This window comes from Hansschlegelia zhihuaiae (assembly GCF_004103825.1).
Classification (GTDB): Bacteria; Pseudomonadota; Alphaproteobacteria; order Rhizobiales; family Methylopilaceae; genus Methylopila; species Methylopila zhihuaiae.
This window is the reverse complement of record NZ_RYFI01000011.1, coordinates 1-12,353: the sequence shown is the minus strand read 5'-3', so window position 1 is coordinate 12,353 and position 12,353 is coordinate 1. Positions and strand designations below refer to the sequence as shown.

The 12,353-nt window shown below is 71.3% G+C and carries 15 protein-coding genes and 1 pseudogene; 7 read left to right on the top strand and 9 right to left on the bottom strand.

The genetic code is table 11. The features are described 5' to 3' along the window. Positions 1–9: 9 nt before the first annotated feature. The gene (locus EK403_RS12180) at positions 10–378 is read right to left on the bottom strand and encodes a DUF6477 family protein (RefSeq protein ID WP_245479668.1); all 369 of its coding nucleotides are present in this window, start codon (positions 376–378) and stop codon (positions 10–12) included. 169 nt (positions 379–547) lie between these two features. On the opposite strand from EK403_RS12180, the gene EK403_RS12175 reads away from it, so the two are divergent. After that, positions 548–1,348 (top strand): DUF6456 domain-containing protein, encoded by an 801-nt coding sequence (locus EK403_RS12175; RefSeq protein ID WP_245479667.1) that lies wholly within the window; start codon positions 548–550, stop codon positions 1,346–1,348. Here EK403_RS12175 and EK403_RS12170 read toward each other — a convergent pair. Next, the gene (locus EK403_RS12170) at positions 1,343–1,786 is read right to left on the bottom strand and encodes a SufE family protein (RefSeq protein WP_128777765.1); all 444 of its coding nucleotides are present in this window, start codon (positions 1,784–1,786) and stop codon (positions 1,343–1,345) included. The genes EK403_RS12175 and EK403_RS12170 overlap by 6 nt on opposite strands. 130 nt (positions 1,787–1,916) lie before the next feature. Next, positions 1,917–2,303, bottom strand: a complete 387-nt coding sequence (locus tag EK403_RS12165; RefSeq protein ID WP_128777764.1) for a DUF5330 domain-containing protein — start codon at positions 2,301–2,303, stop codon at positions 1,917–1,919. A 339-nt stretch (positions 2,304–2,642) separates the two neighbouring features. Between EK403_RS12165 and EK403_RS12160 the strand changes: the two genes are divergently transcribed. Genes EK403_RS12160 through EK403_RS12150 form a run of 3 tightly spaced genes read left to right on the top strand, consistent with a single transcriptional unit; the run spans position 2,643 to position 5,485 of the window. Continuing rightward, positions 2,643–4,430, top strand: a complete 1,788-nt coding sequence (locus EK403_RS12160) for a sensor histidine kinase (protein WP_128777763.1) — start codon at positions 2,643–2,645, stop codon at positions 4,428–4,430. After that, on the top strand, positions 4,423–5,136 hold the full coding sequence (locus EK403_RS12155; RefSeq protein ID WP_164919584.1) for a peptidoglycan-binding domain-containing protein: 714 nt from the start codon (positions 4,423–4,425) through the stop codon (positions 5,134–5,136). Before EK403_RS12160 ends, EK403_RS12155 begins: the two co-directional genes overlap by 8 nt. 13 nt (positions 5,137–5,149) lie before the next feature. Continuing rightward, positions 5,150–5,485, top strand: coding sequence for a DUF1491 family protein (locus tag EK403_RS12150; protein WP_128777761.1), 336 nt, complete (start codon positions 5,150–5,152; stop codon positions 5,483–5,485). Between the two features lie 9 nt (positions 5,486–5,494). Here the strand turns inward: EK403_RS12150 and EK403_RS12145 are convergent, their stop codons facing one another. Continuing rightward, complete coding sequence (locus EK403_RS12145) at positions 5,495–6,610, bottom strand: DUF2336 domain-containing protein (protein ID WP_128777760.1); 1,116 nt, start codon at positions 6,608–6,610, stop codon at positions 5,495–5,497. 295 nt (positions 6,611–6,905) lie between these two features. Here EK403_RS12145 and EK403_RS12140 point away from each other — a divergent pair, with 295 nt between their 5' ends. Continuing rightward, positions 6,906–7,097: a hypothetical protein gene (locus EK403_RS12140; protein WP_128777759.1), complete on the top strand. Its 192-nt coding sequence runs from the start codon at positions 6,906–6,908 to the stop codon at positions 7,095–7,097. Next, entirely contained in the window at positions 7,094–7,867 is a 774-nt protein-coding gene (locus tag EK403_RS12135; RefSeq protein WP_245479666.1) for a hypothetical protein, read from the top strand. The genes EK403_RS12140 and EK403_RS12135 overlap by 4 nt, the downstream gene beginning before the upstream one ends. Here the strand turns inward: EK403_RS12135 and EK403_RS12130 are convergent. From EK403_RS12130 to EK403_RS12120, 3 genes are read right to left on the bottom strand one after another with little or no spacing between them, the layout of a single operon-like run. Then, entirely contained in the window at positions 7,857–8,426 is a 570-nt protein-coding gene (locus EK403_RS12130) for a DUF1254 domain-containing protein (protein ID WP_128777758.1), read from the bottom strand. The genes EK403_RS12135 and EK403_RS12130 overlap by 11 nt on opposite strands. Next, entirely contained in the window at positions 8,417–9,004 is a 588-nt protein-coding gene (locus EK403_RS12125) for a DUF1214 domain-containing protein (protein WP_128777757.1), read from the bottom strand. The genes EK403_RS12130 and EK403_RS12125 overlap by 10 nt, the downstream gene beginning before the upstream one ends. 11 nt (positions 9,005–9,015) lie before the next feature. After that, the gene (locus EK403_RS12120) at positions 9,016–11,178 is read right to left on the bottom strand and encodes a transglycosylase domain-containing protein (RefSeq protein WP_128777756.1); all 2,163 of its coding nucleotides are present in this window, start codon (positions 11,176–11,178) and stop codon (positions 9,016–9,018) included. 178 nt (positions 11,179–11,356) lie between these two features. Here EK403_RS12120 and EK403_RS12115 point away from each other — a divergent pair, with 178 nt between their 5' ends. Next, the gene (locus EK403_RS12115; RefSeq protein ID WP_245479665.1) at positions 11,357–11,842 is read left to right on the top strand and encodes a YcgN family cysteine cluster protein; all 486 of its coding nucleotides are present in this window, start codon (positions 11,357–11,359) and stop codon (positions 11,840–11,842) included. A 27-nt stretch (positions 11,843–11,869) separates the two neighbouring features. On the opposite strand, the gene EK403_RS12110 is transcribed toward EK403_RS12115, so the two are convergent. Both EK403_RS12110 and EK403_RS23145 read right to left on the bottom strand, forming a co-directional pair. Further along, on the bottom strand, positions 11,870–12,112 hold the full coding sequence (locus tag EK403_RS12110; RefSeq protein ID WP_128777754.1) for a hypothetical protein: 243 nt from the start codon (positions 12,110–12,112) through the stop codon (positions 11,870–11,872). Positions 12,113–12,203: 91 nt separating this feature from the next. Continuing rightward, positions 12,204–12,353 (bottom strand): annotated as a pseudogene (locus tag EK403_RS23145) (ferredoxin--NADP reductase); the annotation flags it as partial.

Here is a 12,353-nt window from a genome sequence, read left to right as displayed (position 1 = left end):
CGGCCAATGTCATGAACGCCGTCCGGTCCTCCGGACGGCGTTCATCGTTTTCGCGGTTTGCGATTGGTGGTCCGGCGTGACGGGCGATGGACGCGCTTCGGCGCTTCCCGGAGATCCGCGGCTCTCGCCAGCGAGCGCCTGAAGCAGCGCGATATGGCGGTTGAGATCGTAGGTCCAATGGCCGGCGCGCCCACGCCGTCGCTCTGCCCGCAGCGCCCGTTTGAGCCGCGCCTCGATCACGCGGTCGAGCGCCACGTCGCCTGGCTCCAGCTCGCGCGGATCAATAGCGATCAGCCGCGGCAGCGCCCGCCGCCTGTCATAGGCCTCCCGACCGCCGTCGACCGCGCCCACAAGGCCGACATTCGCGGCCTGGCGCATCTCTTTTTCCCCGGCGTTGACCGTCTGGCGTCGCGATCCCCGACCCGGCGTCGTTTTCCCCATGCCGTCCCTCCATCGAACTGATCGGCATCATGACGCCCGCAGCGGCTATGGACAAGAAAAAAATCCTATAATACGGTTCAAAGTCCTAGCGACGGAGGGCGATGCGATGAACCGAACACAGTGCAGGGACGAGATGCGAACGGACGTCCGGCTGAGCCGCGCCGAATCGAAGCTGCTGGCGCGCGTCGCCGAGGCAGGCGAGGCGGGGTTGGAAGCGCCCTTGGATTCGGACGCCGCCCGGGCCCTTCTGCGGCGTGGGCTCGTCGCGGCGCGCGTCGGGCGGCTCTGCTCTACGGCCGAGGGACGGGCCCGGGCGGCGCGGGAGGCGGGCGGCGAGACGGGCTTCCTTGCCCAGCACCGTACAGTCGAGCGCCGGACGCTTGAGACCGAGCGCGGTTACGAGGCCCTCCTGGTCGATCTCGACGAGAGCCCGCTCGGTTGGCTCGCGCGCCGCAAGGACCGCGACGAAAAGCCGCTGCTCGCCCCCGCCGAGGTCGCGGCGGGAGAGCGCCTGAGGGCGGACTTCACGTTGGGACAGATGACGCCGCGCATCACGGCGAACTGGGAGGCGGCGATTGCGAGCGGACGGCGGGGTGGGGCCTTCGGCGAGGACCCGACCGACGCGACGGTCGCCGCGCGCATCAGGGTGAGCCGAGCGCTCGACGCCGTCGGGCCGGAGCTGGCCGGCGCGCTGCTCGACGTCTGCTGCTTCTTGAAGGGGCTCGAGGAGGTCGAGCGCGAGCGGCGCTGGCCGGCGCGCGGCGCAAAGCTGGTGCTCGGCCTCGCGCTGGCGCGGCTCGCCCGGCACTACGGTTTCGCGGCGGAGGGCCAGGGCCCAGCGGGCGGACGCGTGCTTAGCTGGGGAGCGCCGGACAGCCGTCCCCGCATCGACGGTGGTCCGTCATGACAGGCTATGGGCCGCGGCGGCCTCGGCTTTCAGCGCGGCGGCGGCCTCGCGCTTGATGCGCTCGACCATGGCGCGCAAGCCGTTCGAACGCTGCGGCGTCAGGTGCTCGCGCAGCTTGATGCGGTCGAAGGTCTCGCCTGCGTCGGTCGCGAGGATCTGGCGCGCCGTGTGGCCGGAATAGAGCGCGATCGTCACGGCGACGAGCCCCTTCACGAGATGCGCGTCGCTGTCGCCGCGGAATGTGAGCGTCGGGTCCTCGCCGTCGCCGACCTTCGTCTCGAGCCAGACCTGGCTCGCACAGCCCTGCACCTTGTTCTCGGCCGAATGGGCGCCCTCGGGCAGCGGCTCGAGCTCGCGGCCGAGCTCGATGAGGTAGCGAATCCGCTCCTCCCAGTCGTCGATGAACTCGAAGCCTTCGATGATCTCGTCGATCGTCATGACAGGGAGTTAGTGCGGCGGCGCTTCGCCCGCAAAGGAAAAAGCGCCGCGGGCGTTTGGGCCCGCAAGCCCGCGCGGAGCCGCGGCGCAAGGTTCCGGCGGAGGCAGGTCCGCCGGGGTCTCGGGAAGGTCAGGCCGCGGGGCCGCGCCAGGCGGGCTTGCGGTCGGCCGGCGTGAGCGTGCCGGAGGCGGCGCTGGCCGACGGGGTCGAGCCCGTGACCACCGGACGGGCCTGCTCGGCGTCGCCGGCGAGATAGTCCTGCACGGCGGCGGCGCCCGACATGGCCCGCTCGCCGACCAGCTTGAGCGCCTGGGCGCCGACGTCGCAGGCCGTGGGCTGGCGGCCGCAGAAGCCGCTGACGTCCGACACCGTGGCGCCGGCCGCCGCAAGCGCCGACATGGCGTCGATCGAGGCGCGGTCCTTGGCGTTCGGGCCCTCGCCCTTGGGGTCGCCGCCGAAGGGCAGCACCAGCATCAGGACCGACAACCAGAACGCGGTGCGCAGCAGAAAGAACATCGTGACTGCCTTCTTGTCCTATCGGCCGCCGCGCTCTTCGCCGGCGCGGTCGGCCTCTTGAGACAGGACCGTAACAGAGCCGCGCTAACCCCCGTTCAACGCGCCTTGCACGTTTTTTCCGATCGCGTTCAACTTTGCGAAAGCTTTGGGAAAGCTTTCGGTAAGTTTTAGCTCGAGGCTTGTTTCCGCTGGCAAGTCGCGTTGGCGTGAACCGGAAGGACCGCATTTTAGCTTTCGTTTAAGCCCGCGCTGCCAGTGTGCGTTAAGCAAGAACGGGGGGGCCCTTGGTCGGGTCCCCCGGTCGGCGGTCGTGTCGCGTCGCCGGGCGGAGTGAGCGGGTTGCTTCAAATCGCAAGGTTCAGGGCGCTCGCGGACCAGGTCGCCGGAAGCTTGCTTCCGGCTGACGCCGTCGGCGATCCCGCCGCCCTTGCCCGCCGCCGCGCCGTGAGCCTCGGCTATCTCGCCCTCGGGGTCGCGCCTTTCGCAGCGCTTCCTGCGCTGCTCGCCTTCGGACCAGCGCCCTCCGCGGCCACGCTTGCGGCGTTCGCGCTGCTGATCGTCCCGCTGGTTGCGGCGCTCGATCTGTCGCGCTCGGACCGGCTCGGTCGGGCGCATGTCTCCGTAGCGGCCGCCTTCTCGACCCTCGTCGCGCTGGTCGCGAGCGGGAGTTCGGCGTCGCCGGCGCTGGCGCTCGTCGCGCTGCCGGTTGTCGACGCGGCGCTGTCCGGCTCGCGCCGCCTGGTCGCGGCGACCGCCGCCGCGGCGGCGGCCCCGCTGGCCGGCTTCTCGGTCCTTTCCGCCGCGGGGTTCGGCGCTCCGCCTGCCGACGCCGCGCTCGCGGCGGTCGGGGGCGTCGCGGCCATGGTCTACGGACTTGCGATCATGTGCCGCGCGCTCGCGATCGCCGACTGGATGAAGCGGGACGGCGCGGCCGACCGACGGTTCGAGCAGTTCGCGGGATCGCTCGACGAACTCGTGACGCGGCACGCGCCGAGCGGCGCGGTCATCTTCGCGTCCCAGGCCGCCGACGCGCTGATCGGCGCTCCTTCGCGCCGCCTCCTCGATCAGGGGCTGTTCTCCCGCGTTCACATCGCCGATCGGCCCCTCTTCCTGCAGACGCTCGCGGCCGCCGCCGCGAGCGAGCTTCCGCTGCGAGCTGAACTCCGCGTCAGGCGCGAGAGCGCGAACGCCTTCGTCTGGGTCGAGATGCGCGCCCGCGCCGTCCGGCTCCACGAGGCGGACCCCGCCTCTGCCGCCGCAGCCCCGGTCGTCGCCATGTTCCGCGACCTCGGAGCGGTCAAGGCCCATCAGGAGGCTTTGATCGCGGCCCGCGAGGAAGCGGAGCGCGCGAGCCTCGCCAAGACGCGGTTCCTCGCGCATATGAGCCATGAGCTCCGCACGCCGCTGAACGCGATCATCGGCTTCTCCGAGATCCTCTCGGACAAGACGCTTTGCAGCCTGACGCCCGAGCGCCGCGCGGACTACGCCGACCTGATCCGCCGCTCGGGCGCCCATCTGCTCGAGGTGGTAAACTCGATCCTCGACATGGCCAAGATCGAGAGCGGCTCGTTCTCGATCGCGCCGCGCCCTTGCGCGCTCGAGCCGCTGGCGCGGCATTGCCTCAACCTGATGGCGCTGAAGGCCGAGGCCGCCGGCGTCGCGCTCGCGATCGAGGCCGCGGGCGACCTGCCCGAGATCGAGGCCGATCCCCGCGCGGTCACGCAGATGCTGCTCAACCTGGTCGGCAACGGCGTCAAGTTCACGCCGCGCGGCGGCGCGGTGACAGTCGGCCTTACGACGCGTCGCGGCGGGCTCGCTCTGACGGTCCGCGACACCGGCGTCGGCATCGCGCCCGAGCATATCGGCCGGCTCGGGGAGGCGTTTTATCAGGCTGACGCCGGTTATGGCCGCCAGTATGAAGGCGCGGGCCTCGGCCTGTCGGTGGTGCGCGGCCTCGTCGCGCTGCATGGCGGCGAGATGTCCATCGAGAGCGCGATCGGACGGGGCGCCACGGTCACGGTCTTCCTGCCGGCCGTCTGCGTGGGCGGCGAGCCTCGGCCCCCGCAGGTCGCGCCGCGCGTCGAAGCTTCTGAGTGTTCCACGGAAAGGGTGTTGCGTCGTGCCTAGGAGCGCCCCGCGAGATTACGGATATGACGGCGAGCCGCGCGGGCTGATCGGCTCGGCGCTCGCCGTCGCGGCTCGGCGTCCGGTCGACGCGCTCGCCGGCGCGCTCGCGGCCGCCTGCGCCGTGATGATCCTGGTGAACGCCCTGCTGCTCCAGCAGGGCCGCCCGGCCGCCGTCGCGCCGAGCAGGCACGCCGCGGAGGCGACGGCTTCCGCGCCGCGCGTCGCCCCGAAGCGCGACGACCTGGTGGCGCAGGTCCAGACCGCGCTTGCCGAGCGCGAGCTCTATGACGGGGTCGTCGACGGCGTGATGGGTTCCGCGACCTCGGCGGCGGTCCGCGCCTTCGAGCAGGCGCAGGGCATGACGGTGACGGGCGAGGCGAGCGAGAAGACGCTGGCCGCGCTGATGACGGCGCCGGTGCGCCCCGCCGGCGCGCCCGCGAAGCCCGCCGCGAAGGCGCCCGCGCAGGCTCAGTCCGCGCAGACCACGGGTTCGACCGCCGCGCCCGCGAACGCCAAGATGATCGCGACCCAGCGAGCGCTCGCCCGGATCGGCTACGGCCCCGTCACCATCGACGGCAAGATGGGCGCCGAGACCCGCAACGCCATCAAGAGTTTCGAGCGCGACCGGGGCATGCCCGAGACCGGCGAGCCGTCGCCCGCCGTGCTACGCGCGCTGCAGGCGATGACCGGCGCCCCGCTCCAGTGATCGCCCGGCCCGCGTGAGCGCGCGCCTCAAATCGGAGTTCTGGGTCTCGGCCTATGTCCGGCGTTGCCAACTCGCCGGCGCCTATGCGCTGGTGCGCCGGCGCGGCGCCTCGGAGGCGGGCGCGATCTTCATCGTGGTCGACCGGCTCGACAGGACGAACGACCTCTACGGGCCCGCGCTCCAGAGCGAGGCGGACGACGTCCGGGGCCGCGGCTTCGAGCGGCTGCTCGAGGCCGTGGACGGGCTTGTCGTCGAGGAGCGGCTCGCCAAGGAGACGCGTTTCGACACGGATCTCTGGATCGTCGTGGTCGAGGACCGCGAGGGCAGGGCGCATCTCGACGAGATCTGAGCGGGCTCCTCAGCCGCGCTGGCGCGCGAGCTCTCCCAGCCGGGACCGGCGCGTCGGCTTGGCGGCCCGCGCCGCGCCGGCGCGCTCCATGACGCCGATCGGCTCGAACAGCGGCTCATGCCGGGCGGACTTCGCCGACGGCGCGATCAAGGCTGAAATCACCTCGGCGGCGACCGACCGAGACGTCGTCTCGGCGATCTCGACGAGAGCGAACACACGCGCCACCGACGTCGCGATCTCCGGCTGGGCGACGAGCAGCGCGCGCGCCACGACGTCGCTGTCGAGCCCCGCGGCCCGCAGCATGAGCACGAAGGGCTCGCCGCTCGGTTCCGTCACGAGGCGGGCGGCGTCGTCGGGCCGCAGCTCCAGCGCCTCGGCGATCGATTCCGCCACGCGCCGGCCGCCGCCCTCATGGGCGACCGCCTGGTCGATGGCGGCCGTCAGTTCGTCGGCGCCGCCGAACGACCGCAGCGATCCGATGCGGCCCGGGCGGGACGCCAGCGCCGCTCGGATCGAAGCCCGCCGGGCCGGGTCGGCGAAGAGGTAGAGCGGACAGAAGGCGACGGCGTCGAGATCGTCCCGTCGCAGCAGCGCCGCCGCGAGCGCGGGCGACCTTGCGGCGCGCTCCACAACCGCCGCGAGGGTCGAGCCGGTCAATCGGACGGCGGCGTTCGCGACCAGCGTCTCGAGGACGAACTCGTCCGGGTGGCGCGCCAGAAGGCGGATCAGGTCCGAGTCGAGATCTTCGCGCGAGGCGATCGCCGCCGCCTCGGCCGGGCCTCCATCGAGCGCGAGCGCGAGCAGCGTCTGGCGGGAGACGTCCGGAAAGCGGGCCAGGATGGGGGCCGAAACGGCGATGTCGTCGGCGATCAGCCGTTCGACCAGCGAGTGGGGGGCGCGGGGCTCGCCGGCCAGCTTGCGGGCGACCGCCGCGCGCGCGTCGACATTCACGACGTCAAGCAGCTGCGACACCAGCTCCACATACCGCGCGACCTCCTCCGGCGAATGGTCGGGCTTCTGGACGAACAGATCGGTGAGCACGCGCACCAGGATCGGGCGGACGTCCACTCCTTCCTGTCGAGACAGGCGTTCGAGCGTCTCGACCGGAATCAACTCATGGCTCATCGCCGGATCCATGTTGGGGCGTCGGGCGGTCCCACCGGGCGACCGCCTCAAGAAAATCTGGAGCCTGCATGGTTAGCGAGCGGTTAACCAACGGGGCGCGGCCCTTCCTTTCGCCCAGGGAATGAATGGCGATCCAGGACGTTGTTGTGCCGACGCAACAACCGACGGTTCGAACGCATTCGAGAGTGGCCGGTTACCAGTCGTTAACCAATCGGGCCGCTCAATCTTCGTCAGACAGGGCCCGCAACGGGGTCGACCGCCGGGCCAGACCTCAACCCCTTCAGGGGAGGACACAATGGGCCTCGTGCTCGCCTTCGACTCCGCCCCGCGGCCGCCGTCCCGCCAATCCGCAAGACGCCGCGACACCGCCGGCAGCGCTGACATCCTGCTGTTCACGGGCGTCCGCTACGAACGCCACGGCGTCCAGCAGGCGCCCCAGGCTGAGCGCCCGACGCACAGCTCCGGCCACGTCACGCCGGTCCAGTGACCTCCGCCTCCGCCCGCGCGGCGCCCGCGCGCCGCCTGGGCGGGAGAAGGCTCGGCCTTACCGCTGCGGCGTTGCTGGCCGCCGCGCTTGCCGGCTGCGCCCAGACGGGCGATTTCGGACGGCCCCAGCCCAACGTCGTCAACGACGCGCTCATGCCGGCCACGGGCGCCGCGCTCGCTTACGCCCGCAACGAGCCAGTCTCCTCGTTCCGCCTGACCGACGAGGAGCGCGAGATGCGCGATCTCGCCTGGGCGATCGTCACGCCGCCGCTCTCCGAGCAGGTCCGCGGCCGCATGCTGGCCGAACTGCGCCGCACCCGAATCCTGCCGGCCGCGCGCGCCCGGCTCGATCCTGCGTCCTATGTCCGTGCGCTGATCTCGATCGACTTCCGCTCGAGCGCGGCGCGCTATGCGCGGCTCAAGGAGGACGTGCGGGCCGACACCTACCGGATCGAGCCGTTCTTCGCGGCGGCGTCCGACGTCGCCGAGGGCGACCGCGTGCGGGCGAGGGCGCTCACGCGCGTTCCGGACGTCACCGAGGCGGAGCGCGCCGACGCGCTCGCGCGGATCGAGGAGAACGCGCTGATGATCGGCTGGGTCCGCGAATCCTTCGAGGAGCGGCTCGTCTCCTACCGGTTCGCGCTCGACCGATTGATCCTCGAGACGCCGGACCCCTACGCCGTCGAGGTCTCCCGCGCGATCGACGCCTTCGCGGCCGTGCTCGGAAGCCTGAGGCCGCTCGGCGCGCCGCGCGGCGTCTTCAAGAGCTGAGCTTGCGGGTCACGGCGGGGCCGCAGGCGGCCTTGCCGGCGAGCTCCCTCAGCGCCGGCCGCGCGCTCGCGGCGGCCGCGAACAGGCGCACCAGCACGAAGCCGGTCGGCGTCGGCGACACGATGCGGAGCTGCGGGCGGCCCTCCGCCGGATCCTCGATCTCGGCAGCGGCCACGTCGTCCTTCGAGTAGATCGTGACCTCGACGCCGCCATCGGTCGCGGCGCGGTCGGTGAGCGAATAGAAGGGCTGTCCGTAGCGGCTGTGGACCGAGAGCGCGCCATAGGTCGAGGGCAGGGCGGCGGTCACCGTCACCGGACCCTTGGCGAGGTCGAAGCGGCAGGCGGCGGTGACGAAGGCCGGGTCGCGGAACGGCAGCAGGTTCGCGCCGTCGCCTTCGTCGGCGAGCACGGCGAAGCGGCCGTCCGCCCCGACGGCGCCGAGCCGCTCATAGGGCCCGGCGGTCGCGACCCGCGGCACGCCAAGCAGCGAGCCGATATGGACGAGACCCGCGATGACGAGGCTCAACGCCGCGAGATAGGCGAGGCGCATCAGCGACATGCGCCCCTCCGGACATCGAGCAGGCCGGTCGGGTTGGCGCGCTCGAGCGGCGTGCCGAGCGTCGTCTCGTAGAGCGAAAGGCGCAGGACGAAGCGGCCCTCGCCCTCCAGCGGCGCCCAGTTGCCGGGCCGCGCCTGGCTGGACAGCGCGATCCGGATGGGACCGTCGTCCATGCGGACGGCGCCCGCGCTGGTGAGCGACAGATCCTTGGCGTCCTTGGCGTCCTTGGCGAAGCGTTCGCCCTTCGAATTGAAGGCGGCGAGCGTCCAGAGCCGCGCGGGCGGCAGATCGCCGACGAGCTCGTAGTCGCAGGACGCGTCGAGCGTCCGGCCGCCGCCGTCGGTCAGCGCCGTGAACGCCAGCCCGTCGCCATAGGCGAGCGGTGCCTCACCGCTGCGCGCGGTGGCCGCGACCTCGTAGGGGTCGGCGCCGAGCGTGCCGGCGTCCGGCTCGGCCCGCCACACGCCGATCGTGAGGCCCGACACGGGCAGGCCGTTCGCGACCGTCCACCAGGTCGCGCCGAGCCCGAGAACGGCGGCGAGAGCGAGCGCCACGAGCGCTCCGAGCGCGAACCGCATTCGCCGCTCCCTCAGCGCGTCGCGACGGCGGGAGCGGCCCCCGCGGCCGGCAGCACGAGCGAGGCGCGCTCCGGCTTCGGGCCGCCCGCCGAGGCGACGTCGGAGACGATGTCGTTCAGGACGCGGGCCGCGCCGTCGGTCAGGTTGCGGGAACGCGGCACCGCGGCCTCGCCCTCGGCGGGCGCCTGCGCGACCGCCTGCGGCGTGCTCGGAGGCGGCGGCAGGCCGTAGATCGGACGCGGCGGCAGGCCCTGATGGGCGAACGCCATGATCTCCTTCCAGGTCATGGCCGGCAGCGAGCCGCCGGTCATCTCCTTGGTCATGGTGAAGTCGTCATTGCCGAACCAGACGCCGCCGACGAGCGAGCCGGTGAAGCCCACGAACCAGCCGTCGCGATAGGATTGCGACGTGCCGGTCTTGCCGCACACCTGATAGCCGTCGAGCCGGGCGCGGCCGCCGGTGCCGGCCTCCGTCACCGCGAGCATGATGCGGTCCATATCGGCCACGACATGCGGCCCGAGCACCTGCTCGGGGGGGCTGGTGTCGCGATCGTGCCGCCACAGCAGGTCGCCCTTTGAGTCGAGCACGTCGATCGCGGCGTAGGGCGTGGCGCGACGGCCGGCGTTGGCGATGGTCGCATAGGCCGAGGTGTGGTCGATCACCGAGACCTCCTCCACCCCGAGCGCGAAGGCCCGCCCGACGTCGAGCTTGCTGGTGATCCCCATCTTATGCGCGAGGCTGATCACGTTCCGCTGGTCGACCGCGAGGGCGAGACGCACCGGGATCGTGTTGATCGACTTCGCATAAGCGGTCTGCAACTGGACCCGGCCCGCGAACTTCCGGCCGTAGTTGCGAGGACACCAATTGCCCACGCAAATGCCGGTGTCGTTGACCACGCTGTCCGGCGTGAACTTTCCGGACGCGAAGGCGGTCGCGTAAACATAGGTCTTGAACGACGAGCCGGGCTGCCGCAAGGCGTCGACCGCGCGGTTGAACTGGCTCTGGCCGTAGTCGCGGCCGCCCACCATCGCGCGAACCGCGCCCGACGGCTCCATGATCACGGCGGCCGCCTGGTCGACCTCGTACTGCTCGCCATACTGACGCAGCATCTGCTCGACCGCGGCCTCGGCGTGGCGCTGGACCGCGAGGTCGAGCGCGGTGCGCACGACCAGCACCCGCTGGCCCTTGAAGGCGCCGTCCTTGGCCATCTGCCGGACCTGGCCGAACGCCCAGTCGAGATAGTAGTCGGGGCTCGACGCCTGGACGATCGGTTTCGGCGTCGCCGGATTGAAGCGGGCGACCTGCACCTGCCCCTCGGTCATCATTCCGGAGTTCACGAGATTGTCGAGGACCACGGAGGCGCGCGCGCGCGCGGCCGCCAAATTGATGTGCGGGGCGAAGCGCGTCGGCGCCTTGAACAGGCCCGCAAGCATCGCGCTTTCGGCGAGCGTCACCTCGCGGGCGGACTTGCCGAAATAGTAGTTCGCCGCCGCGTCCACGCCGAAGGCGCCGCCGCCCATATAGGCGCGGTCGAGATAGAGCTTGAGAATCTCGTCCTTGGTCAGGTGATGCTCGAGCCAGAGCGCGAGGAACGCCTCCTTGATCTTGCGCTCGATGGTGCGCTCGTTGGTCAGGAAGATGTTCTTGGCGAGCTGCTGGGTGATGGACGAGCCGCCCTGCCGCACGCCGTTCGCGCGGGCGTTTTCGACGATGGCGCGGACCGTGCCCAGGACGTCGATTCCGAAATGCGAATAGAAGCGCCGGTCTTCGGTCGCGAGCGCGGCCATCACGAGATGCGGCGGGTATTCGGACAGCGGAATGCCGTCGTTCTGCAGCACGCCGCGCTTGCCGACCTCGACCCCGTGCCGGTCGAGGAAGGTGACGGAGATGTCGCCGCGGTTGAGCCAGTCGTCGCCGGTCTCGCGGAACGCCGGCGTGGCGAGCGCCATCACCAGCACCGCGCCGGCGGCCCCGAGCGTCAGCGTCTCGCCGAGGCCCTCGGCGAGCCAGCGCCGCCAGCCGCGGACCCGGAACCGGTCGAAGGCCGCGCAGACGGCGTCCCATTTGCGGGTCGCGGCGGGCGTGAGGCTCCAGACCGCATCGTCGAGCCACGAGTCGATCGCGAGCAGCCGCCGCTTGATTTCGGCCCGCCTCTTTCCCTCGAACCGGAACATCGGACGCCGACGACCTCACCAAAGCGGCCCATGCCAGGGGATCGGCGATCCATCCGGCGCGAGCCTCGCCCTAAGACACGACTTGACGCTTTCCGTCCCTGCGCGCAAGAGCCGTGCCTCCCATGCCGGAACGCAGCGCGCGTCGCACGGACGACCCGGCTGGAGCATGAGGTTCAGCATGGCGCGGCCCGCCGCCGCCGATGCGCCGTTCTGGCGCACCAAGCGGCTCGACCAGATGACGAACGACGAGTGGGAGAGCCTGTGCGACGGCTGCGGCCGGTGCTGCCTGCTCAAGCTCGAGGACGAGGAGACCGAGCGCGTCTACTATACGGACGTGTCGTGCCGTCTGCTCGACTGCGAGGCGTGCCGTTGCACCAACTACCCCGCACGGGCGACGCTTGTCCCGGACTGCGTGCAACTCACCCCCGAGACCGTCGAGGAGATCGGCTGGCTGCCGCCGACCTGCGCCTACCGGTTGGTGCGCGACGGCCGCGACCTGCCCTGGTGGCATCCGCTGGTCTCCGGACGGCCCGAAACGGTTCACGAGGCGCGCGTCTCCGTCCGGGGCCGGGTCTCGGCCTCGGAGACCGAGGTTGCGCTCGAGGACATGGAGGAGCGGATCGTCAGCTGGCCGGCCAGAGGTGTGAAGCGACGGAAGGACTGAGCGCGCGCTTGGCGACGGGCCGGAACCTCACTTCGCTCCGACGGCGACGTTCCTGGCGCCTGCGGCGATGGCGACGAGGCCAAGGCCTATGCAGGCCGAGGCCAGAACCTCGACAGCGTCGATCGCGAGCGGCGAAGGCGAGATCATGACGCTGACCAGCCCGTAGACCAGGCCCACCGCGACGCCCAGGAGAGAGGCCTGGGTGAGGCTCCACCGCTCCGGCGTCGCCGGCCGCGCGCCGAGAACGATCGACAGATCCTGGTTCGCCATCTTCATCTCCCTTCGACCGGGAAGAAAGTCGAGAGGAGACGATTTGGTTCCCGTCCGAAGCCTCCGCGCCGCGCGCGGAGGCTTTGGGGCCTCATTTTTCGACGAAGGCCTTTTCGATGACGAAGTGTCCGGCCTCGCCGTGGTTGCCTTCCTCGTATCCGCCGGCGACCAGCATCTCGCGGGCGTCACGGATCATGTCGGGCGAGCCGCACAGCATGAAGCGGTCGCGTTCGGGCGACAT